At 35.1% G+C, this 24,431-nt stretch carries 18 protein-coding genes and 4 pseudogenes; 17 read left to right on the forward strand and 5 right to left on the reverse strand.

Going from position 1 to position 24,431, the window contains the following annotated elements; all coding sequences use genetic code 11:
- Nucleotides 1-125: 125 nt before the first annotated feature.
- A pseudogene (locus tag AC1DIT_RS18185) lies at nt 126-436 on the reverse strand (IS4 family transposase); the annotation flags it as partial.
- An 82-nt stretch (nt 437-518) separates the two neighbouring features.
- Here AC1DIT_RS18185 and AC1DIT_RS18190 point away from each other — a divergent pair.
- The 12 genes from AC1DIT_RS18190 to AC1DIT_RS18245 all read left to right on the forward strand — a co-directional run bounded on the left by AC1DIT_RS18190 (nt 519) and on the right by AC1DIT_RS18245 (nt 15,797).
- On the forward strand, nt 519-815 hold the full coding sequence (locus AC1DIT_RS18190) for a WXG100 family type VII secretion target (protein ID WP_016114207.1): 297 nt from the start codon (nt 519-521) through the stop codon (nt 813-815).
- 73 nt (nt 816-888) lie between these two features.
- Nucleotides 889-4,554, forward strand: a complete 3,666-nt coding sequence (esaA, locus tag AC1DIT_RS18195; protein ID WP_476998334.1) for a type VII secretion protein EsaA — start codon at nt 889-891, stop codon at nt 4,552-4,554.
- A gap of 40 nt (nt 4,555-4,594) precedes the next feature.
- Nucleotides 4,595-5,089 carry a type VII secretion EssA family protein gene (locus tag AC1DIT_RS18200; RefSeq protein WP_229161532.1) on the forward strand — a complete coding sequence of 165 codons (495 nt, stop codon included), beginning with the start codon at nt 4,595-4,597 and terminating at the stop codon, nt 5,087-5,089.
- Between the two features lie 3 nt (nt 5,090-5,092).
- The gene (locus AC1DIT_RS18205) at nt 5,093-5,365 is read left to right on the forward strand and encodes an EsaB/YukD family protein (RefSeq protein WP_016114210.1); all 273 of its coding nucleotides are present in this window, start codon (nt 5,093-5,095) and stop codon (nt 5,363-5,365) included.
- A 3-nt stretch (nt 5,366-5,368) separates the two neighbouring features.
- Nucleotides 5,369-6,544, forward strand: coding sequence for a type VII secretion protein EssB (gene essB / locus AC1DIT_RS18210; RefSeq protein WP_016114211.1), 1,176 nt, complete (start codon nt 5,369-5,371; stop codon nt 6,542-6,544).
- Nucleotides 6,522-10,997 carry a type VII secretion protein EssC gene (essC, locus tag AC1DIT_RS18215; RefSeq protein ID WP_016114212.1) on the forward strand — a complete coding sequence of 1,492 codons (4,476 nt, stop codon included), beginning with the start codon at nt 6,522-6,524 and terminating at the stop codon, nt 10,995-10,997. The genes essB and essC overlap by 23 nt, the downstream gene beginning before the upstream one ends.
- Before the next feature lie 335 nt (nt 10,998-11,332).
- Nucleotides 11,333-11,764 (forward strand): DUF5082 family protein, encoded by a 432-nt coding sequence (locus tag AC1DIT_RS18220; protein ID WP_016131294.1) that lies wholly within the window; start codon nt 11,333-11,335, stop codon nt 11,762-11,764.
- A gap of 215 nt (nt 11,765-11,979) precedes the next feature.
- Nucleotides 11,980-12,291 (forward strand): TIGR04197 family type VII secretion effector, encoded by a 312-nt coding sequence (locus tag AC1DIT_RS18225; RefSeq protein WP_229161514.1) that lies wholly within the window; start codon nt 11,980-11,982, stop codon nt 12,289-12,291.
- Nucleotide 12,292: 1 nt separating this feature from the next.
- Nucleotides 12,293-13,009, forward strand: coding sequence for a DUF4176 domain-containing protein (locus AC1DIT_RS18230; RefSeq protein WP_476998335.1), 717 nt, complete (start codon nt 12,293-12,295; stop codon nt 13,007-13,009).
- A complete protein-coding gene (locus AC1DIT_RS18235; RefSeq protein ID WP_016113495.1) occupies nt 13,010-15,073 on the forward strand; it encodes a T7SS effector LXG polymorphic toxin in 2,064 nt (687 codons plus the stop codon).
- 22 nt (nt 15,074-15,095) lie between these two features.
- Entirely contained in the window at nt 15,096-15,467 is a 372-nt protein-coding gene (cdiI, locus tag AC1DIT_RS18240; protein ID WP_016132883.1) for a ribonuclease toxin immunity protein CdiI, read from the forward strand.
- Nucleotides 15,468-15,479: 12 nt separating this feature from the next.
- Nucleotides 15,480-15,797: a DUF6572 domain-containing protein gene (locus AC1DIT_RS18245; protein WP_016113493.1), complete on the forward strand. Its 318-nt coding sequence runs from the start codon at nt 15,480-15,482 to the stop codon at nt 15,795-15,797.
- A 290-nt stretch (nt 15,798-16,087) separates the two neighbouring features.
- Here the strand turns inward: AC1DIT_RS18245 and AC1DIT_RS18250 are convergent.
- A pseudogene (locus tag AC1DIT_RS18250) lies at nt 16,088-16,485 on the reverse strand (transposase); the annotation flags it as partial.
- 50 nt (nt 16,486-16,535) lie between these two features.
- Between AC1DIT_RS18250 and AC1DIT_RS18255 the strand changes: the two are divergent.
- Nucleotides 16,536-17,450 carry a CdiA family toxin C-terminal domain-containing protein gene (locus AC1DIT_RS18255; protein ID WP_016113492.1) on the forward strand — a complete coding sequence of 305 codons (915 nt, stop codon included), beginning with the start codon at nt 16,536-16,538 and terminating at the stop codon, nt 17,448-17,450.
- A 1-nt stretch (nt 17,451) separates the two neighbouring features.
- Nucleotides 17,452-17,838, forward strand: coding sequence for a ribonuclease toxin immunity protein CdiI (gene cdiI / locus AC1DIT_RS18260; protein ID WP_016113491.1), 387 nt, complete (start codon nt 17,452-17,454; stop codon nt 17,836-17,838).
- A gap of 203 nt (nt 17,839-18,041) precedes the next feature.
- Here cdiI (AC1DIT_RS18260) and AC1DIT_RS18265 read toward each other — a convergent pair.
- Both AC1DIT_RS18265 and AC1DIT_RS18270 read right to left on the reverse strand, forming a co-directional pair.
- Nucleotides 18,042-19,503: pseudogene (locus AC1DIT_RS18265) on the reverse strand (IS1182 family transposase).
- A gap of 116 nt (nt 19,504-19,619) precedes the next feature.
- A pseudogene (locus tag AC1DIT_RS18270) lies at nt 19,620-19,796 on the reverse strand (IS3 family transposase); the annotation flags it as partial.
- A gap of 174 nt (nt 19,797-19,970) precedes the next feature.
- Here AC1DIT_RS18270 and AC1DIT_RS18275 point away from each other — a divergent pair.
- The 3 genes from AC1DIT_RS18275 to AC1DIT_RS18285 all read left to right on the forward strand — a co-directional run bounded on the left by AC1DIT_RS18275 (nt 19,971) and on the right by AC1DIT_RS18285 (nt 23,892).
- Nucleotides 19,971-20,621, forward strand: coding sequence for a hypothetical protein (locus AC1DIT_RS18275; protein ID WP_229161703.1), 651 nt, complete (start codon nt 19,971-19,973; stop codon nt 20,619-20,621).
- Between the two features lie 438 nt (nt 20,622-21,059).
- Nucleotides 21,060-22,322, forward strand: coding sequence for a neutral/alkaline non-lysosomal ceramidase N-terminal domain-containing protein (locus tag AC1DIT_RS18280; protein WP_016132882.1), 1,263 nt, complete (start codon nt 21,060-21,062; stop codon nt 22,320-22,322).
- A 139-nt stretch (nt 22,323-22,461) separates the two neighbouring features.
- On the forward strand, nt 22,462-23,892 hold the full coding sequence (locus AC1DIT_RS18285) for an IS4-like element ISBce7 family transposase (protein WP_016132881.1): 1,431 nt from the start codon (nt 22,462-22,464) through the stop codon (nt 23,890-23,892).
- 365 nt (nt 23,893-24,257) lie between these two features.
- On the opposite strand, the gene AC1DIT_RS18290 is transcribed toward AC1DIT_RS18285, so the two are convergent.
- Nucleotides 24,258-24,431, reverse strand: a 174-nt coding sequence (locus AC1DIT_RS18290; RefSeq protein WP_476998336.1) for a DUF4030 domain-containing protein, incomplete at its 5' end; no start/stop codon positions are given.

A 24,431-nucleotide genomic window follows, 5' to 3' on the forward strand; every position in this document is an offset into this window, starting at 1 on the left:
CATATTTCTCCCCTAGTAAAAAAACTAAAAGATATTAGGGGTATTTCGTATGACTTTTTATTTATGGATATATGATATGAATTCTCTAGCCTTTACTCTGTGAAAAATCTATAAAAAACAATTGACTAATCGTAAGAAATATCAAAGACTGTTTTCTTCTCATACCTATGAGATTTTCGTCCATTCTTCTGTAGGAGGTGAAACAGACGTATTAAGATCTTTGTTATTTCTTGGGTTTTTTTTGTATGGCTTGATACAAAAGGTATAAATGATCTTGAATCATTCTAATTGTTTTATATTCACTTAATTCCTGTTGTTTCTTTTTTAGAATCAATTGTCGTATTTTGAACATAGTAAAAGAACATAAAAAAATGGAAATGGGTTTTCCATAAACATGACATTCTAATCGTTCTTGTTTAATATTTTGCCAATGATGGAAATTCTTGCAATAGAACGAAAATTGCTTTAGAATAATATTATCCGTACATATGGATAGTCAAAAACAAGGAGATGATTTTATGGCAGGAGCTATTACAGTCACACCCGAACAACTAAAATCTCAGGCGAAAATTTATCAAACTGCTTCTTCACAAATTGAAGACGCTATTCGTAAGGTGAATTCTATGAATGCAACGATTGCCCAAGAATGGCAGGGGGAAGCTTTTCGAGCTTACTTGGACCAATACAAACAGCTTGAAGGTAATGTGAAACAAATGGAAAGTTTACTACAAAGTATTCATATGCAGTTGACCAAATATGCAGATACTGTCGCAGATCGTGATCGTCAGGATGCAGGTTCGTTTGGCTTAAGTTAATTTTTTTAAAGGGGTCAGTGCAACTCATTGTGCTGACACCTTTTTTAATTTATCTGAAAGGAAGAAATGTATTTTGATAAAAAAATATAAGAGTTATTTTCCATTACTCGTCATTATACTTGGTGGATTATTTCTTATTTTGACTTTCACTTATTTTGGTTTTAAAGATGATAATGTGTACCGGTCTACAAATCAAAAAGTATCCAAGATTCAATATGTTTTAGTGAATGAAGATAAAGGGGCTGTTTTTGAGGGGAGGAAGTATGAACTAGGTGCAGACTTTGTTACTCTGATTAATCAAGATTCAAAAAATAGTTGGCAGACGGTCAGTAGGAATATTGCTAATGCAGGAATTGAGAATGGTCAATTTGATGCAGAAATTATTATTCCTCAAGATTTCTCCGAACGTCTTTTGTCCCTTCAAAGTATGGCACCAGAACAGGCGACCATTAATTATCGTGTACGTAAAGGGCAAAATGAGATATCCAATCAAGCCGTTCAAACACAAGTAAATGATATTTTGAAAAATTTCAATCAACGAATTGTGCAGATGTATTTCTCAAGTATTGTAGGAAATTTATCAGAAGCCCAACGAAATGTTAATAAAATTGTTGGAGCAGAAACTGATGCTAAGAAATATCTGATGACAAATATTCAAAATCCATTTAAGGAGTTGTCGGGAGGATTTAATAATTTATCAAATGTTTCGAGTATTCTTGATGAAGATAATAAAGGTTTTCTCTCGGAACAACAAGCATTTGTTTCATCCGTAAAAACTCTAATGGATAGTAATAATAAGAGCTTAGAAGCAGGCAGTACCTCGACAAAAGAAGCCCAAAAATCAGTTAACGAAAATATCAATAAAACAAATGAAAAGTTAAAAGTTTCCTTAAAGCAATTTGAGGATCAATTTAACTTACAGAAAACGCAATTAGAAACCCAACGGCAATCTGATTTATCGGGATATAAAGCAAAATATGATGGTTTGAACCAATCAGTGTTTAACCAACTAGGAAACTTTTATACATCGGAAACAGGTGAAGTGAATTCAGCTGGGGTTTATAAGGAATTCTTGCTAAACGCCAAGCTATTTCAAGAAACACAAACTGCTCGAATTGATGAACTAAAAGATGAAATTAAGCAATTGCAATCGCAAGTTGAAACTCTTAATGATTTAAGAAAACAGATTGCACAAACTTATTATGGAAGTGCAGAAAAAAATCCGGATACAGCTTCTGAGGAGGATATTAAACAGGCGATTGTGAAACTAATGGCTGATTCAAAAGAAAATAAAGTTAATTTAGATAATCGTTATCGTCAAATAATAGAAGAAAGTCTATCACATATTCCAGCAGACACTTTAGAAAAACTTTTACAAAAGTTAATTGCTGAGAATATTATAACTGATTCACAATCCAAAAAATTCCAAGATGAGCTAACTATAGTTCGGCGTTATGCGAAAAATTTTGAAAAAGAAATAGGAAAGGAAGGAAACTTTTCCTATCTAGAAGCTAATTCTGAACATGACTCTATAATTTCTATAAATAGTAGGGAGGTCACTATATCTATTGATCCAACAAAAGATAATAGAATCTCTTTGGGGACAGACCATACAGAACAAGGAAGTTTAGGAATAAGAAATTTGACGGATCTTTTATTGGTGTTAAAAACAGAATTGGATCAAAAACTCAAATCATATGGGTACATTTCTGAGTGGAGTGAAGTTTCTAATCATGAATTCAGTATTTCATTGAAAAAGAACCCCGCAGAAACAGAGCCGAAACCGGAAACAGAGCCGAAACCGGAAACAGAGCCGAAACCGGGAACAGAGCCGAAACCGGRAACAGAGCCGAAACCGGGAACAGAGCCGAAACCGGGAACAGAGCCGAAACCGGAAACAGAGCCGAAACCGGAAACAGAGCCGAAACCGGGAACAGAGCCGAAACCGGAAACAGAGCCGAAACCAGAAACAGAATCGAAACCGGAAGCAGAGCCGAAACCAGAAACAGGATCGAAACCAGAAACAGAAAATGATCCTAATAGGCCAACCTCTGAAGAAAAGGATCTTCCATCGTTACCTTCAAGTTTTAGTCTAACGTTTAAGGCGGATTTAGATTGGACTTTGGATGAAGAAATGAAGAAAAACTCTTTTGTCTCTGTTGATTATTCATGGATTGTTAATGAGCAAACTCAAGTGAATTCCAGTTATGYAGAATATATAGACGTAAATAAGAGTTTAATATCTGACTTACCTGAGTTATTGAAACAATTTCAAATGCTTGATAGCACTGCACAGCAAATTGTTACCTTATTTGGTAACCCAGAAAATTCCATATCTATTGATAGCTATGCAGATATGATTAACAAAACTGAAAATCAAGAGAAGACTCTTGAAGAGTTGGCAAATCCAAACTCTGTTTATCGTATGTATAACAATATCACAGATGAACAAAAGAGAGATGCTATTACAGATAAAATTTATGAAGAATTTAAGAATAAAGGAAATCAACTCTATACAGATATTGAAGACCAAATAAAAGATTTACAAGAAACAATTGGATCAACAACGGATAAAAATGATGATGAAACGAAAAAAACATTATATAGAACTTTAAATCTAATGACTGAACCTCAGAAGTTTCTGAATGAAGCAGACAAGTTAAATAATTGGTTTGTGAAAGCCAATCAACAGATTAATGAAACGTATCAATCAGGGAAAGAAAATGAAAAAATCCAAGAAGAATCTGTAAACAGTGCAGAAAATCTACATCCTGCAGAGAACGATACAATATCAACTTCTTCAGAAACAGATAGCTTAGTAAAAGAAATGGAAGATTTAGTTCAGAGTTCAAAGAACTCGTCTGAAAGTATAGAAAAATCTGCAGCGAAAGCTCATGACATTTCTCCAAAAATTCAGGAGTTAAAAGAAACTACAGATAATGTTCAAAAAAATGCAGATACTGTTTTGAATAATTTAAATACTTCAGTCACTCAAATTCAAAAGAATACAAGTAAAAATGAACAATACTCAGAAGAGTTTAGCAAAGTACTTTCTAATACCAAACAAGGTGGAGCAGATAATTATAAAGTATTCAATTTTCTATCAGACCCACTTGCTACAAAAGGAAGTTTTGAAGCTACTCGCCAAACGTCTATTATTCCTTACTATATGACGCTTGTTGGAGCTGTTCTTTCAGTCATTACCGGCATTTCCTTATGTCGTACTATTCAACGTAGAGAAATTACGAAAGATATGGTTTTTATTACACCTACAAGGGCATGGCTAAATGTTCCTAATGTTATGAAGGTAACAGGTGTCAGTCTAATTATCTCACTATTCTTTGCTGGAATAACTACTTTTAGTATTTTGAGAGTGTTTAATATCTCTTGGTTTAGTTACACGTTCCTAAATATTTTAGGTGGAACTTTATTAATAACAGGTTTTTCTCGTCAGTTTAAAAATATAACACTCTATGTTTGTGTTTCACTTTTAGGATTATATCTCATGTTAACACCATTATTAGGAATGCATACTCGTCCGGGTAGTATTGTCGATTTACTTTATCGTTTTTCACCGCTTCAAAACATAGAAAATGGTTATACAGCACTAAGCAATGGTATTCATGTTGGATGGGAAAGTTACTTGTTATTGGTAATTATTATTGTTGTAGGAATTGGTACGAATTTCATTGCTTTTCCAGGTGTGAAAAAGTCAGAGAAAGCTGAACAAGAGCAATAGCTTATGTTGTTAGGAGAAAGGATGTACGAATTTGGAAAAAATGATAAAACCAAAATTTCTCGTTTTTTCTCTTCTAATTTCTTTTTGTGTGACAAATCTTTTTACTAGTTTTAGCAGTCTAGCTTAYGCTGAAGATGGAAAACTAACGATTCATAACAACGTGATTTATGAAAAAGAAAATCATAAAAATAATAATTCTGTTACAGGGATAGAAGATTTGTTTTTAAAAGACAAAAACACAAAAAATAAGGAACTTGAGAAAGAAAATAGAAAGAGTACTTCAAGTATAAAAGAAAAAGTATTTCTTACCGATGAGAGTGTAGAAAAGAAACCACAGGATACAATTACCAAGCAGCTGTTTTCTAAAGACTACACAGCTTCTAATGAAAATGAAGCAACTGTGGAACATACCAATTATGAAATTCCTAGATGGACCTTCTGGATACTGTTAAGCATGGGTGTAACTGGAATATTAATTTTAGGCTGGTTATTAGGTAAAAGATTTTCAAACCTATTTATACGGAAAAAGGAGTAAACAATGGCAGAAAGAACAATGATTAATATCGAACTTCATGTTAATGAGCAAATACTTGATTTAACAATACCTAATCAGGTTTCTTCTAATAGATTGAAAGAACTATTGGGTGATTCATTATCTTTAGTAAATATAGAATTGCCCACTCATTTTTCATTGGAAGTAAAAAATAAGCCAATTCGTTTAGATGAAAATGTTATATTGGCGAAATATCCATTGGCGGATGGTGATCAATTAGCCGTAAAAGAAATTATAGGGAGTTTGGAGGAACACTAGAGTATGGGGGAAATGAAAAATAGTTTGATAGGTATTAAAGAGGAAACTACATCTACTTTTATTAAAGTGCACTTAACAGCTAATCAATATTCTTTGTCAGGTGTAAAGCAATTCCAGTTATTTTTAAATAAAGCACCACACTTTTTGACTGGAAAGATAGAAGTGGCGAATGAAGAACAGGTCATTATCACTTATGAAAAAGATGAATTATCTTTTTCGCTTGAACAATATGTTAAAAAATTAGATGAATTTGATCGCCTTCTTTTAGCACAAAAAGTAAATTTCTTAAAAGAATATCTTAACCAACCAGTAACGCCATTTATCCATCCTAAAAATATCTTTATTTTTGGGGAAGAGTTGTTTATTGGTCATCGTGGCGTAATGAATACCGTTATTCCTTATCTTTCAACAGAAGAAGTATATCTAAAACAATACAAGGCATTACTTCTTTATATTTTAAATCCAAAACTGGATTTTGAGAATCTAATTGATGGGGCCGGTGCAGTCCGAGATCCTTTTTCCGAAAAAATTCAAGAATCTTCTTCGTTTGAAGAGATAGACAAGTTACTAATGGAAACAGTTGCGATTCAAAAGGAAAAAAGAAATGCTACAAGCATACTGGTGAAAAGTAGGAATTACACTGTTTTTAAGTGGGGAACAATTATTCTTGGTCTTGCAACATTAGGTCTTTCAATAGGGGTAGGGATATATTCATTAAATATTGTACCTCAGCAAAAACGAATCATAAGTGCCGAATCAAAGTTTATTTCAAATAATTATTCAGATGTTCTAGATTCTTTAAAGGAAGACAAACCAGAGAATCTTCCTAAAAGCGCACTATATGTGTTAGCAGTGAGCTCGATTCAACTAGATAGCTTGTCTAATGAGCAGAAAGAATCTGTATTAGGGACTATCTCCCAAAAATCAAATGATAACACATTACTTTATTGGATCTATATAGGAAAAGGAGACTTTGAAAAGGCCTTAAATATTGCTAAAAATATTGGAGATAATCAATATATTCTTCACGCCTATACAAAAGTTTATGATGTAACAAATGCAGATAACAAGATGAATGGTGCGAAGAAACAAGAATTACTTTCGAAATATAAGGAAGAGATGGAAAAGTACATGAAGTTATTGGAGGGTAAGACGGATGATCAGAAATCTAAACAATAGATTATCTAGTGAAGGTGTACCAATTGATGATCAAATTGTAAATAAAGCGTCTGTACTCTATGATATTTTTTCATTTGGTCATATATTTTCGCGTCACGAACTAACAATGTCAAAGCCATCACTTAAGATTGGTAACCATGAAATTTCTTTTGATGGCACGCATTTGTTCTTGGATCAAGATCCATGGACAGGTGATATGAAGGACGGAATTCTCGCGTTACCTCATGAAAAATTAGAAGTTTTAACTACTATCAAGCCGAAAACAAATTTTGTGATTTCTTCTTCAAAGGACTCAGGAATCACCATTCCGACTAAGGCTTTTGCCCTGGTCACATTTAATGAAAAGAATGAAACTTACCAGTTAAATCTGTTTTCAAATGGGGTAGTAGTTTACTTTAATGGAAAGAAAGTAGATCGATTAGAAAAAGTTTTGTCTGTAGGGGATCAACTTGTTATTGATGGTGTGCTTATTGAATTGAGAGAAAAACAATTTAAGTTGTGTAAGATAACCAATGAATTTTCACTAAATTCTTGGGAGATTATTAACGAGATATTTATTCCAGAATACCCCAAAAATTTCCCTGAATTTAGACGTAGTCCAAGAATTCATTTACGAGAGCCTAAAGAAGAGATAGCAATTCAACCTCCAAGAGCTGAGGAAACTGATGGGAGAAGTGATTTATTGCGTACGATTGTTCCGCCATTGGCAATGGTTGTTTTAAGTGGTGCAACGAGCGTATTAAGTAATGGAAACCCTATTATGATGTTAAGCATGGGGGGGGTAAGTTTACTCACGGCAGGGTTCTCTGTTTCAAGTTATATTACGAATAAGAAAGAAGTGAAACAAAAGAATCTTAAGCGAAGTGAGTACTATGAAAAGTATCTTATTCAAAAGGAAAAAGAATTGTCGTTGCTCTCTCAAAAGCAATTTGAAGCTTTAACGTATAACTTCCCTGACATGGATTCATTGTCTTTGATGACAAAAGAATATAGTCCACGAATTTATGAAAAAACTATGACAAATGCTGATTTTATAAGTATTCGTTTGGGTCATGGAGAGATTCAAAGTAGTTATAAAGTCAGTTATCATTCAAGAGAAGAAGATGATGCTTTAAGTAATTTTGCAGAAGAAAAAATTGTTTGGCCACATCAAACGTTAAAAGATGCACCTATTGCCATCTCGATGTTAAATCAAACGTTAGGACTTGCAGGAACAAAAACAGTACTACGAATAGCTGTACAGACAATATTATTTCAGCTTTCCGTTTTACATTCTTATAGAGATGTAGAATTTGTAGCATTAGTTCCAGAAGAAGATTATCAAGATTGTTGGCATGCATGGCGTTGGTTGCCACATTTTCAAATACGGAGCTTAAATTTACGAGGAATTATTCATAATTCACAGACACGTGACATGGTTTTAAACTCGTTCTATCAGTTGTTAACAAAACGTCGGCAACAAGTCAAAGAGGCGGGCAATGAGAAAGTAACCTTTGCTCCGCATTATATGTTTACGATTTTAGACGAGAGCTGGCTCTCTGGGCATGGATTAAATGAATTTTTAGCTGAAGATATGAGTCAATACGGTGTTACGGTCATTTGGGGGAAAGACGCGTTAAACATGTTGCCAGAGACAGCAACCACAGTTATTGATTATCAAAGTAACGAATCCGCGGTATTAATTAATAATAATAATGAGTACGTGAATCAACTTTTTGTTCCCAACCATTTACCTAAAAGTTATCCAATTGAGCAAGCAATACAACGCTTAGCTAATTTAGAACATGTTGAGGTAGAGAAAAATGCGATTCCAGAATCGATTGACTTTCTAGAATTATATGATGTAAAAAATGTTGGAGAGTTAAATATTAGTACTCGTTGGCAAAAAGCAGACACTTCAAAGTCATTAGCTGTTCCTTTGGGTGTTCGAGGAAAAGATGACATTGTTTATTTGAATTTACACGAACGAGCACATGGCCCACATGGACTCGTGGCAGGTACAACAGGATCTGGTAAATCGGAAATTGTCCAAAGTTATATTTTATCTTTAGCAGTAAATTTTGCACCAGAAGACGTTGGCTTTTTACCGATTGATTTTAAGGGTGGAGGTATGGCGAATTTATTTAAGAATTTACCACATCTGTTAGGATCGATTACAAACTTAGACGGTGCAAGTTCTGCAAGAGCATTACAAAGTATTCGAGCAGAATTGCAAAAGAGACAACGGAAATTTGGTGAATTTGGTGTTAATCATATTAATGGGTATACCAAGTTGTACAAACAGGGAAAAGAAATTACTGATCCTGTAGAAAAGAAAAAATATCCATCAGAGCCATTACCGCACCTTTTCTTAATCAGCGATGAATTTGCAGAATTGAAAGCAAATGAACCAGACTTTATGGCTGAGCTAGTATCAACTGCACGTATTGGTCGCTCGTTAGGAGTTCATTTGATTTTAGCTACTCAAAAGCCAAGTGGAGTGGTGGACGACCAGATTTGGTCAAACTCACGATTCAAATTAGCATTAAAAGTAGCCGATCCAAGTGATTCAAATGAAATTATTAAAACACCTGATGCAGCAACGATTACTCAACCAGGACGAGCGTATTTACAGGTCGGAAACAATGAAATTTATGAACTGTTTCAATCTGCGTGGAGTGGAGCAACTTATAATCCAGATGCACAATATGAAGAAAAAGTAGACGAAAGAATTTGGCTAATTAATCAATTGGGCCAGCACGAATTGTTAACTACAGATTTATCTCAAGATGATGAAGTGTCCATGAAAAAGGAGGAAAAACAAACGCAATTGGACGCGATTGTAGAAGATATTGTGATTCATGCTGAAAAAACAAATGCAGTTCTTCCTGAAAAACCTTGGTTACCTCCATTAAAAACAGAAATTGATAGTCCGAAGATTAGTGTAGTAACTTCAGGGAATTTGAAAAGAACTCTTTCAGTTCCATTTGGTTTGATGGATATTCCATCAAGACAAGAACAAATTGACTTTTTACTTAATTTAGAAGAGTTGAGTCACCTTGCAATCTATGGATCTCCAGGCTTTGGGAAATCCACTGCATTACAAACTCTTGTAATGAATTTATCAAGAATTAACAATCCTGAACAGGTCCAGTTTAACTTATTTGATTTTGGTACGAATGGTTTACTTCCAATAAAAGATTTACCGCATGTGGTGGATATTGTTCGGTTGGAGGAAGAAGAAAAACTGATGAAGTTCCTCAAACGAATTCGCCAAGAAATTCAAAGTCGAAAAGACGCATTTACAGAGTATGGTGTCTCAAGTCTGTCTCAATATGAAGAGAAATCAGGAAAGCAGTTGCCAGGGATTGTTACCATTGTTGATGGTTTTGACTCAATTAAGGAGAGTCCTTTAGAGGAAGCGATAGAATCTGTATTAAATCAGCTTTTACGAGAAGGAGCAAGTTTGGGACTCTATGCAGTTATGACGGTTCTTCGTACGAACAGCTTCAGAATGAGTATGGCGAGTAATATTCCATCACATATTGGGCTATTCCTTGTGGAAGAAGGTGCAATTCGAGATGTTGTAGGACGTGATGCGTTGATTCCGCAAGAAATTGTTGGACGAGCACAAATCAAACTAGACGAGCCACATGAAGTTCAAATTTATTTACCAACTCATGGGAAAAATGATATTGATCGATTGAATAATTTAGAGCAAGAAATTGCACAGATGAATCAGCAATGGAAGGGCACACGTCCTACCAAGATTCCGATGTTATCTAAAACGATCTCTATGCATGATTTTTATGCAAATCCACAGGTACAAGGGATGTTAGATAATCTACAACTACCACTTGCTCTAAGTAAAGAAACTACAAATGTCGTTGGTTTTGTACCAGAAGAACATGGTTATTTTGTAATTGGAGACGATACGCCACAGCAAACGGAATATATTGAGCGTATAATCGTTCAAAACTTCAAACATTTTGAAGGGAAAGCACAAAGAATTGTGTTTAATGGGAGCGAACGATTTGGCAGATTCAAAGAAAGCTTCGATGTGATTGTGTCAGACATAGAGTACAGTACTTTTGTTAATGATCTAATGAGTGAAATAGAAGAAAGAGAGACACAAAGTGAAAATCAACCGATGTTTGTGTATATTCCAGATGCGCAAATATTTGGCGATAAAACATTTATTTCGGATGAAATATTCAATAAATATTTGAAAAATGGTCCTAAAGTAGGTGTTTATTTCATTTTCCACGGCAATCAAAAACAAATTGAGAACAGTTATGATGAATTTAATAAACGATTACGGGCAAACATTCCAGCGGGGATGATTGGAACACGTTTAGTGGATCAAGGATTTATAAATGTGAAATCTAATTATAGTGAACCAACAGTTGAATTAGATGAGTCGCATTTCTTTGTTGGACGAAATGCAGGACGAGTGAAATTAGTTAGTGAGTAGATCATTTTATCCCGCTCTTCGCGGGCAGTAATACTCCCACCTCAAAATTCAGCAAAAGCAATGTCCAGCTCTAGCGGCTAGAATCTCCGGTCGTTTCGCTCCCTCGGACGAGGCCAAAAGCGCCTCTCTGCCTTGAGCTCCAACGTCCTGCGATTCTGAGCGAGCCGCTTCCGCTTTTCTTAAGAAGTTAGGTGGCAGATAAACTGCTGGCATGCGCCCGATTGGTGAGAGCTGATTAAGGTTTCACTTTATCTGCGAGTGGTGTGTATGGCTGAGTAGTTACAAACAGAAAGATAGTCTTGATAGGGAAATAGATTTTGAGGAGGGAAAACATTATGGCTCAAGAAGAAGATAAAGCCAAAGAAGTTGCACGAATAGCAGATATCCATGCAAGTGTTGATCGATTTAAGGCAACTTATGATAGTAAAATGGCTAGCCACAGGGCAAATGCCCAAAAGTTAGAGCGCTTAAAAGCCGCAAAGAGATCTTTACAGGGCGAACTTCATCATTTTGATTCTTATAAGAAAGAGTTTACCCATTTAAGCACGAGTCTAACAACAAGCCAGTTCCAAGGAGCACGTCGTAAGAAATTCGATACAAAATTAAATGAAATTAAGGCAGCACTTGATGCAGATAAAGAGGAGCACAATGAAAGGCTAAACGCGATGAATAGGAAAATCACTCTATTAGAAATGGATCAGTCTATAATAGGTGACGCTATTGCGAGCATTTCAGCAAGTATTAGCGGTTTGCGTGCTATGTTATAGAAAAAGGTAACTACTCAGTCACTCTATGAAAAAAAGAAAAAGCATCTTTTTTAAATGAGCGAGAGGGACTAGCTATGTATTGGAGCGGTCAGGGACTATTCCTGCCACGTGCAACGTTTGAAAACAAAGAAAGGAAACAAGGTGCATGGCCATTTTTATCTTCATAGCAGCCATCTGTATGCCGAAAACTTCTAAATGAAATGTGTGGCTGAGTAGTGACGAAAAAGGAGAAAATACCAATGGGGAAAATAGGTATAGATCAAGAGAGATTTAAAGGAGCAGTCACAAAAGCAGAGAACGCAGTTAGTCGGATAGAGAAAGTTCCCTCACCGAACATTACCAAGAATAATCTATCTCGGTTCACGAGTTTTCACAATTTAGTAGAGAAAGCCGGAACAACTTTAGAAGCATTTAAAGGAGTATCTTCTGCTGACACAGGCAAAATGAAAGCCGTCGCGGACAAAATTGTCGATGAAGATGCTAAAATGGCGAATGTAATCAAACAAAATACAGCGAGGTTCGAATAATATGGCCGAATATAACAAACGAGAACTTTTAGAGGTTGTTTTACAAAATGACAAAATATTAGATTTAGAGATTACTGACGAACTATTACAAATGGGTAACTTGCTGGGGAATCAGCCTTCCCTTTTTCGTGAAGTTTACAAGGCGTTTCGAAATCAAGAAGATGTCTTTGAAAACAAACCAAAAATTGGTGCGAAATTCTCAGTGACGTTTGATTATCCGAATGAGACAATTCGTTTTGAACGATTAGAAACGCAATTAGACATTCCATTTTCTCAATTTTTACGTTTRATGGGTTTGATTGATGCGTGTTATAGCGAAATTTTGCCGCTRGGTACCGTTGTRGAATTGGACRTAGACATGATGCCAGAAGTAATTCAAAATATGTTCAAGAATAGTGAACTCGGAGAACTCGTGATTTTAACAGGGCGCAAAGTACCGTTAAGAGAGGGATTTAACGATTATGTGGTAGATTATCTCGGTTACTTGTGGCCGTTTGGTGAAATGAGCAACACACCAGCGATTTATGTGTCCAATATGATGATTAAGCGAGTTGTTTCACCAGGGATGACGAATGAATGGGAAGAACAATTTGGTTTTACTTTCTTACGAAGTATGCAAGTAGCAAATGGCAAGTTATCAAGTGCCTTTTTACCACTAGATAAAGCGCTTTCTTTCTATGAAGCTGTTCATACTTCACCAGAAAGAGAGGCGGATTAAATGGGCTTTCAAGTAGATTTAAAGGAATTCAATGAAATACTGGCAAAACTCCAAAAAGACACCAGTAAAACCAATGATCAACTTGACCAAGCCAAAAACGCATTGAATGGGATTATCCAGACCGATGCCATGCAGGGGGCAACAGGAGAAGCGATTGTCAACGACATCAATAATAACCAAAATGCAGTTGTGGTTGGGTTGAAAGATACCAATAAACATCTTATTGCGGAAATGATGCAAACTTTACAGGATTTTCAGTCAACAACGGGAGAAAGTGATGAGAATGCGGTTATTCTAGAAGATGCATTGCTTCAAGCGCAAAGCAAACTTTCCCATCTTCAACCTAAGAAACATGAAATGGATAGTCGCATCTCTAATATTTACAACAGTGTAAGTGATTTGATTTCACTGAGTATGCCAAACAGCCAGTTTGATGAAAAACTAGTTGCAGCCAGCAAAGAACTAGAGGATACGATTCAAAAAGTACAGCAATTTGAAAGCAAAAAAGCAGAAAGCAATGCGGAAAAATTTCTCGATCAACTAAACAACCAAGTTCAAATGGCAAGGGAAATGGGCAGTTTATCTTATACTGATCCGCGACTTCAAGCTTTCTTTGCGCAAGATGCGTTGGCAAAAGGCATTCATGAAATGGATACAAAAATCACGAAGGTGGAAAAAGAAGCGCAACTGCAAGCTGAAAGAAAAATGAAGAAAAAGCAAGAGGAGTGGGCGAACCATCATCCAGCGGAGGCGTGGCTTCAAGACGTTTTTGCTAGTATCGGTAAGAAATGGGATGGATTAGAAAAAGGAACAAGATGGTTAGGAAAGAACATTCCTGCCCTGAAAGAACATTCTGATAAAGTCTTGATGTTAGAAGGTTTGATAGGCGCGGCTGGTTCCGCAATTAGTGGGGCTGCGATAGGTGTAATAAAATCAGTTTACCTAGCCCTAGAGCTTGGTGAGTGGGGTATTAACAAGATACGTGGCGTAGAAACAGAACAATGGAAACTGGACGATCTCGATGCGACTTGGGAAGGTACGAAGAAACTGGCCGAATATGGGATTGTAGGCTATATCACAACTAAGGCTCCTCATCTTAGTAAATTCTTAAATAATCCCGAACTAACGGACAAAATTCCCGTGCTGGATAACCTCGCTAGAACCTATAGAAAAGACGAAAAAGAAATGTACAACGCAGTGAAAGATTATGTAGAAAAAGCCATGACCGACCCTTATGCTTTTGGTGGCATGATATTTGATATTGGTAGTTTTTGTGTCGGCGTCGGTGAAGTAGCGGCCGTAGTGAATGGAGGAAAAATCGCAGAGAGTGCAAATCTCTTTCAAGCAGCAGGGAAACGCGGTAAAATAGTTGGTAAGTCAGAAGAAGTAGCAGCATTAACGAATAAGTTGCCGGGTATGAAGAATGCCTTGGAGAAGATTAGAAATATTGAGATCCGGGATTTATCCCCTGAACCTTCGGCAGCTGGCGTTGGGAGTGTAGAGGAAAGAAAAACACTTGGAGAGTTATTTTCTGTTGCTAAGAGTGAAACTAAGGGGCAAGCGCAAAATGCGAACCGGTTATCTGGGGAGAAACTTCCTGCAGAGGGGGTAAGTAATCTTAAATATAGAGAAGGACATGACAAGCATTTAATTGAAGTAGAAGATATAGTATGGAGGAAAGGAAAAGGTATTGTTGGAGGGCATAATTTAGACCACTTTGAAAATGCATTTAAAAGTAATGGTTGGGATTTAAATGAGTATATAATATCTAAGCAACCTCATCCAACGGTTGATGGTATTTATCAGATAGAGTATAAATTACCTGCAAAAGATGCTGCACAGAATTATGTTGAAGGACAATACAAAAAAGTAGGAACACCTAAAACAGTATATGATCCAAGTAAAATATCTGATAGTCAAATTATAGAGTGGGGAAAAGAAGCAATGGAGAATGGAGTAACTAATGGAAGGGTTAGAGTAGGCGTAGCATCTAATGGCTTAAAGTTTACAGGATACATTGATGAAGTTACTGGTGAAATAAAAAATTTTCATCCTTCATTTTAATAGAGATTAGGAGTGAAATAAAATGATAATAAATAATGAAGATAAAAGTAAGATAAAAGAACTACTAAATTTATATTATTGGGTTATAGGAGATGAAAGGTTCTTATCTGTTTTAGATAAGTATAGCAATTGTGAAGGTTTTGGTGTTGAAAATATTTGGTGTTGCTTTGCAAATGAATACGAAGAATGGGAAGAAGATTATTTTGGAGAGAGTGGAGTAGCATATTACTTTGATTATCCAGCAGTAGAAAAAGATTGCACAATCATACTAAATAATGAAGAATTTTATAAATATTTGTTTGAGACTTGTGAAGAGTATATTAAAAAACATGAAGAAGAAAAAGTAGTTATATATGAATATTTAGATAAAATAAAAATGAATTTAAGTTTATAAATTGGAGAAAAGATGGCAATTCTAGATTTGGATCAGATAGATGCAATCGGAGTAGAAGATAAAAAGCTAAAGTTGATAATAATAGATTATCTAGACTGGGAATATGAAGATATGCATCTAGACGTACTACAAGAAAAAATTAATAACTACTTAGTATATCTTGAAGATAAGCAGTATATTAAAGATTATGGAGACAACTTTGAGAAAAAAATAATTGATATACATTTTCAACATAGTGTTTCGGAAAATAGCTTGAAATTTCTGAACGTAGTTTCCAGCCAACTAAACAATACTGACATATTCATCAATATTCATTTACCAGAAGAATAATTCTTTATCACTCGTTTACGTTCTAGTTTATTTTGCTAGATTTTGGGGTCAAGGAAAGAACTTTTGAAGAAGAAGTCTTTTTTAGGATTGTATATTTCAATGAACCATGTTACCTAGCCTTGAGTAAGTGAAGAGAAAGTTACAGATGGAGAAGAATCAACAAAAGGGACCTCATATTTGGGAGGCCACTGAAAAACTTACGTTTTTCATCTTATTCAACATATACAAAACAAAAAAAGGCGATTTTTCGTTCAAACTTGAACGGAAAATCGCCTTTTCCTATATGTTTTTTACTTTTTTTCTTTCATTAGGGTCATGATTCGTTTTAAGTTGACTGCGAATATAGTCATCGCTCCTTGCATTTGCATACCAACGAGACCCGAGGAGGATGCCACATCATACCCGTGTCTGTTCTTAAGTTCACTATTCTTCGCTTCAATTTTATAGCGTTMTCTCCCCTTTTCTTTAAAATATGCACTTTCTTGAAATGCTCGTTGTTCCTTATGTTCTGTAGATTTAATCGCGACAGAATACGTTTTGGTTTTTGCCCTTCTTTATAACATCCAGCTTTGAATGGACATACTTTACATTTTACAATGTCAAAATAATACGTATAACTTTGATTCGTGTTTGCATCCTTTTTACCGTTACGTGCTTTGCGGATAGCCATATATCCAACTTTACAAACTTCCCGTGCTGGATAACCTTTCTAGAACCTTTAGAAGAGACCAAAAAGAAATGTTCAACGCAGTGAAAGATTATGTAGAAAAAGCCCTGACCGACCCTTATGCTTTTGGTGGCGCAGGATTTGATATTGTCAGTTGTCTTTTCGGCGTTGGTGAAGTAAACGCCGCAGTGAAAGGATTAGCTACAGTCGGAAAACTCACAGAGGGTGAAAATGTCTTTCGAGTAGCAGGGAAACGCGGTAAAATAGTTGGTAAGTCGGAAGAAGTAGAAGCATTAATGAATAAGTTGCCGGATAGTATGAAGAATGTCGGGGAGAAGATTAAAAATATTGAGATCCGGGATTTATCCCCTGAACCTTCGGCAGCTGGCGTTGGGAGTGTAGAGGAAAGAAAAACACTTGGAGAGTTATTTTCGGCTTTTAAGAGTGGCACTAAGGGTACGGGTAATCTTAAATTTAAAGAAGGTTACTATGTTGAACATACAACAGGACCAGTTGAAAAGTTTACTGAACGTAATGGTATTAGTGGTGGACATAATTATGATGAGTTTGAAAATTATTTTAATAGTAGCTCTAACAAATATGAGTTGGGACCTGTTGTTAAAAAGGAACATCCAGATATAAATGGAATTTTTGATATAGAATATAAAGTAAAATATGAGAAAATGGATTATACAGGGAAAAATGGGACAGGTGAATACAAAGTAATACCTAATGGAGATAAAGTGTATAAAAAGACAGTGTATGATCCGGAAATTATTTCAAATGATGAAATAATAGCTTTAAGCAAAAAGGCTATGAAAGAAGGTTTAAATAATAAAAGAGAGATTCCATTATTAAAACAAAAAAAGATAAAAATACAAGGACAAGCAGAATATAATGGAAAAAACTTAAAATTTGAAGGTATTATGAATTCAGAAACTGGAGAGATAGAGAATGCTTATCCAGTATTAGATTGGGTGGATTAATATGAGCGTATATGAGGAATTTATTGAAATAATGAAACAGAGAAATTTGAATAAAGAGGCAGTTATTGATGTTTTGAATATATATGTAAATGGACGTAACTTTCTACAACACCTAGAAGATTTTAAAAGTAAAGATGGAGAGCGTCGGGAATATAATGGAGTAATTTATTCAGATGAATATGAACAAGATGATGAGGAGTATTTTGGACAAAATAAAGTTTTATTTTATTCTGGCGATGGTGATGATGACTACGATATTGTGAATTATGATGAATTGTACCAGTATTTAAGTGTTGCATGTGAATTTTATATAGGAAAAAATCCTGAAAAGAAAGCGATTGCTGAAGAGTTGTTGATGAAAATTAAAGAGAAATATAATATTAAATAAGTAATAGTAAAAGCACTTCTGAATAAATGAAGTGAACCCAAAAAGCTAGACACATATTTTAAGCAGCTAATGAGGAATGCGTTCTGTATTGTACGAGGGCACTGAAAAACTTGCGTTTTTTATAAATAAATTCATTTTAGAGAAAAATAGGGCGCTTCTTGTTCAATTTTGAACAGGAAACGCCCTGTTTTTTTGCCTATTTATTACTCTTCTTCATTCAGAAGCTTCAAGATTCTTTTTAGATTGACAGCGAATATCGTCGTTGCTCCCTGAATTTGCATGCCAAATAAACCCGCAGCCGACGCTTGATCGTACCCGTGTTTATTTTTTAACTCACTATTTTTTGCTTCGATTTTATAACGTTCTCGAGCTAAGCGTTTAAATTCTTCTGTTTCTTGAAAAGCTTGTTGGTCTAAATGTTCCTCTGATTTAATGGCAACAGAATAGGTTTTATTTTTTGCACCTTCTTTAAAACATCCCTTTCGGAGTGGACAGACCTTACATTTTTCAACGTCAAAAAAAATAAACCATTCTTGCACTTGCTCCTGGATGTGAATCTGGTTTTTTACTTTTTCTTTTTGCTAAATGCCCTGCTGGACATACAAATAAACCTGCATCTTTATTAAAGTCAAAATCTTTTCCGTTTGCTCGCCCATTTTGAGTAATCATTGGATTTAACTTAGAAATCAGTTGAATGCTTTGTTCTTTTGTATAAAGTAAATTGTTTTTCCCTGAATAAGCCGTGTCAGCGATAACTGTTTCAACTTCCATTCCTGTTACTTTACTTTTTTCAATCAGTTCTTGTAGATAATGTCCATCTGCCTTTTCACCTGTTGTAACGACTGCTGCTGTAATAATACGTTCATCACTAATTGCTAAATGTGTTTTATAACCAAAGAAAGAACTATCTGCTGTTTTATGTCCTACTCGTGCATCGGTGTCTGTTGAATAATTTAGATGTTCTTGCGTATCTTCTACAGCTTCTTTTAACACGTTCAATTTTTCTTTTACGGCTGGTAGATGAGCGATTTGTGGTTTATTTTCAATAATGGCAATCAATTTTTCACAGTAAGCTATTTCATCTTTTACCTCGTTAGAAGTATTCTTCTTTGGAAATTTTTCTTTCATGGATTTATCGAATTGATACACTGCTTTACGGGTATGTTTTGATTTCTCTTGTAAAAATTCTTTCGGTGATTTTTGGGTATAACGTGCTTTGGTATGCGTTGCGTCCACAATGATTGTTTTACTTTTGATAATGTTCTTTTCGAGTGCGATTTCAACTGTTTTTCCAATGAGCATATCTAATAAATTTACGTCTTGAAGACGAAGTCTGCGGAATTTTGTGAGTGAACTTGAATCAATCACGTCATCTTCTGGCGCCATACCTAAAAAATACTTGAAAGACATGTCATATTTTGAACGTTCGACAAGGTCTACATCAGATACATCAAAAATGACTTTTAACAATAAGTACTTAAACATTCGAATCGGAGGAATCGCATTTCTTCCATTATCTAAACAATATTTTGTTTTCAATTCCTCTAAAATGAATGAGAAATCCACCAGTTCGTTAATTTGACGAAGCATATTATCTTTTGGCACGACAATATCGTAAATGGCCATATACGGACTTAAGTTGAGAGTCTCTTGGTTTGAAATCATTGGGAACACCACCTGCATTTAGTCTCTCTATTATAAATTAAAAAGGCGAGATATTCGACGATTGAATCGTCGAATGCCTCGCCAAGTGGAACTAGATGGAGTTTTTCAGTGCCCTCGTATTGTACAGGGCTCATTCCTTTTAATTTTATTTTAATTCGGTCATGCTTATAGTAGTGAATACATTTTTCTAATTTAAAGTGTTCCATACTTTCGAACYCTTGTAAGTAAAGTAGTTCAGACTTTAATAAGCTAAATAAATTTTCGATGACTGCGTTATCTAAACAATTCCTCTTACCTTGGTTATATTCTATCCCCTTTATAGGTGGCAGATGGGAGGGGACAATCCAATCAGATTATGTTTTTCCCGATACTATGGAAAAGGGGGAACCGGCAACATGGTTCCTAAACATTACAAAACAAGTTTTCTTTTGCAAGGGCTACTTTCTTGTGAAAGGTGCCAGGAACTAATGAAAACAAAGAATCAACAAACAGTAAGTTCTACAAATAAAAAGTATGGAGGGAAAATTTATTTCTGTTCTAACTGCAAATTAAGAATAGATGCAGACCTCCTCCATGATAAAGTAGTGAATCAAACACTTACTGATGTGAAAATAAGTGGATTTCATAATGTGTATCATGCGATAGAACAAAAAATTCAGTATGAGATACAAGAATTGAATAACAATATTCAAAAGCATCAGCGTCTCTTCGAAAACTACACCATCAAACTTCACAATATTACAGAAGAACTCAAACAGCGTATGAAAAATAACGATGATAAACGTTTTTTGAAGTCATTAGCGATTTATCGCTTGGATGTACAGCGAAAACTAGATGGAGCCACACAACAAATTAATGATTTTAAACAGCAAATCACCCTCAAAGAAAAAGTCGAGAAAAGCAAAGAAACATGGTTGCATACTTTGAATGAAGTATTTCAAGATGATGTTAAGCTTCAAGAAATAAGCAATATGGATAAAAGACGATTTTTATTACCTCTCATTCAATCTGTATCCATTAAAGAAAATAAAAAGCGTAACGAATATGATATTTCATTACAGTTACGAACCGATTTTTCAAAACGTGATGTGAAAAATCAAATCAGCTTGATTTTGTAAAACAGCTATCACCTTGGTGGCTGTTTTTTCGTTATTGATGTATCGGTATTTGGGTTGAACTGTAGATGGAAATTCTTTTGCTACTCGGTGATTAGGAGGGAGTGGTATATGTTTTTTCAATTTGGGGTACCGTCACATCGCTATCAACTTAAGAAAAATAAACACCCCCAAAACGAAAAAATGCGCTGACTTCTCAAAGTAAGTAACTGTAGAGAAAAAATTTTTCATTTTGGGCGTATATTAAAACCTTAGCTAGATGGCTATGTATGGTGACCACTATTTGGGGTGATAAAGGATTTTCAATCATAATATTTAGATTATTAGTGTTAAAATAACTATAGAAATTGTGAGGTTTTTTATTCAAGAATAGTAGAGCTTAGCTGAATAAGACGTAAAGTAATTAAATAACAAATTACATAGATAACTGGAGAGGTTCAAATGAGTAAAGTAGGAATATGTAAGGTGGATATTACACCTCCTTTAGGTATTGATTTTATTGGATACCATAGACCAACAGGGATTAGTAAAATTGAAGAACATATTTATGCAACAGTATATGTGTTTGAAAATAATCAAACAAAGACCGTATTTATTAGTATTGATAATATAGGAATGTTAATAGAAGATACAATAATAATTCGAGAACAAGTTGCACATGAGTTGAATGTCCCATTCAAAAACATAACCGTTGTTTATACTCATACCCATTCTGGTCCCGAAACAGTCGGTGATGATCAATTGATAAAGTCTTATAAAACGATTCTAATCAATAATGTGGTTAAAGGTGCCATTATTGCAAATGATAATATGCAATTATCTGAGGTGGGTTGGAACGTAACGATGGGTGAAATCGGAGTAAATCGAAGAGAGAGAACATCTGATGGAAAAGTGAAAATGGGTATAAATGAAAATGGAGTTGTAGACAAACGAATTGGCGTTTTAGCAATCAGAAACTACAAAACAAAAGAACTAACTGGAATTATTGTATTTTGTACTGCTCATCCTAATGTCTTAAAGTCAGATAGTGATATATTATCAGCAGATTATCCAGGATTGACAAGGGGAATTCTAGAACAAACATTGAACTGTCCTGTAATCATTGTTCAGGGGGCAGCTGGAAATGTGAATGCAAAATACCGTGGTTCTAAGGAAGCGTTAAAACACATGGCTTACATATTGAGTGGCACTGTCCTAACGATGTTACCAACGGTTACTTATAATTTAATTTCAAAGCTGAATACTATTTCAACTACAATGAAAATGAAACTAAAGGATATTCCTGAGCTTGAAGAGATAAAAAGAATGGCGCTACTAGCTCAAAAGCAATGGGGTGTTAATACTGATCAGTGGCTTAGTGTTGTTGTTGCTAAGCATAAGAAAAATATTAAACAGTTAGCAATTGATTTAGAAATTCAGTTATTTCAAATCAATGATGGATCATTCTCGGGAATACCAATGGAACCTTTTTCAGAAACAGCCCTAGCTATTAAAGAAAATCTGAACAATGAACTAGCTTTTTTTGGTGGATACACGAATGGTTATCTAGGTTATCTACCTACAAAAGAAGAATATATATACGGAGGGTATGAAGTGGAACTAAACCCTGTGGTTTATGGGCCAAGTACAAATCTACTGATGCCGCCAGAAGAGAATACTGCTGAGTTGATAGTGAGCAAAGTTATGAAACTATACAGTAATTAAAGCTTTTATAATCAAGTAAAATATCTTATTCAGCAAATGAGGGCGTCCCATCACTATCAAGCTAAGGTTTTGCACTATCTATAAAGCAAAAAAGACGTTATCCTTTCTGTAGAATTATAGGAAAGGATGGCGTTTTTGTATGTCTATTTCTGTATCTGATGAATTACAACTATTTGCTCAAGAGATTCAAAGCTTTTTATCTCCAAATACCTTACGGGATCTTGCTAGGGATGTTGGTTTTGTACAACGAACCAGTAAGTACCAAGCAAAAGATTTAGTAGCTTTATGTGTATGGGTGAGCCAAAATGTAGCTATGACTTCTTTAACTCAGTTATCTAGCTGTTTAGAAGCATCAACAGAAGTACTCATCAGTCCTGAGGGACTGAATCAACGGTTTAATAAGGCGGCCGTCCAACTTTTACAACACCTACTAGCCGAACTACTAAGCAAAAAATTGGCCGCATCTATGCCGATTTCTTCTCCATACACTTCTGTTTTCAAGCGTATTCGTATTTTAGATTCAACTGCATTTCAACTCCCGGATGTATTTTCATCGGTTTATCCAGGTGCAGGAGGATGCAGCCATACGGCTGGGATAAAAATTCAACTTGAGTATGATTTGTTAAGTGGACAGTTCCTACATATTCATACAGGTCCAGGTAAACAACATGATCGCACTTACGGCTCTCTGTGTGTCCCAACTGTGACAGCGAATGATTTATGTATCCGAGATTTAGGTTATTTTCATTTAAAAGACCTTCAATATATACAAGATAAAGAGGCCTACTATATCTCTCGTATCAAGTCGAATACACGTATTTATCAAAAGAATCCTAATCCTGATTATTTTCAAGACGGAAGAATTAAGAAAGGTACCGAGTATATACAGATAGATATGGAGACGTTAATGAACTCCCTTCAACCAGGACAAACATGTGAAATAGCTGATGCTTATGTAGGAATGATTGATAAAGTGCCAGCTCGTGTAATTGTTCATCGATTAACAAAACAACAGCAACAAAAACGATTACAAGATCAAGCTGTAAGAGAAAAAAAGAAAGGAATGAAGTATTCTCCTCGTAGTAAACGACTCAGTGGTATCAATGTATATATGACAAACACCTCTACAGATATTGTCCCGATGGGACAGGTACATGATTGGTATTCTTTGCGTTGGCAAATCGAAATTTTATTTAAAACGTGGAAGTCATTCTTTCAAATCCATCATTGTAAAAAGATAAAACCAGAACGATTGGAGTGCCATTTATATGGTCAATTGATTGCCATTTTACTCTGTTCTTCTATCATGTTTCAAATGCGCCAATTGCTCCTCATGAAGAAAAAACGAGAGCTTAGTGAGTATAAAGCCATATATATGATTAAAGACTATTTTCTTCTTCTATTCCAAACTATACAAAAAAACACCCAAGAGCTATCAAAGGTGTTACTTCGCCTGTTCAATCTCCTACAGCAAAACGGGCGGAAATCTCATCGATATGAGAAAAAAACGGTCTTTGATATATTAGGTGTCGTTTACAATTGTACCATGTCTGATAATCAAGCCGCTTAATTCAAAAAAGTGAAACCCGTTAGGGTTTATTTCGTATGCAAATCTTTCAATCACCTACACTTGCCCTTTAGAAAAAAGAAACAATCTCGCCTAAAATTGACTTTGCATAAGCTTAGCTTGATAGCGATGGGGTACCGCCACATCACCATCAAGCTAAGATTTTGAAGTACCTCCTAAACGAAAATTTTGTGTCTTTTATAGCAACGAAGTTCATTTTTTTCGTTTTGGGGGTAACCTGTTCTGTTAAGTTGATGGATGTGTGGCGGTACCCCTATACAAGTAAAAAGACTGGAATAAATCCAGTCTTTTTTATCAAGTACTATGTTATTAATACTAAAGTTTCCTATATTCTATACATAGATTAGCTAGTTGATTCTTTGACTATTTTGACTATAAACTTCAATTGTATACAAATCATTTTCAATCCATTTTTGTGCTTGCTGTGTCTTAAGTAAAGTATCTATTTCTATTTCTTTCTCTATCTTCTTTCCGAAATCTTTAGCTCCTGAATCAGCACTATTTATAGGAGTATATATAGC

The sequence above is a fragment of the Bacillus sp. 05T22 genome (assembly GCF_056396765.1).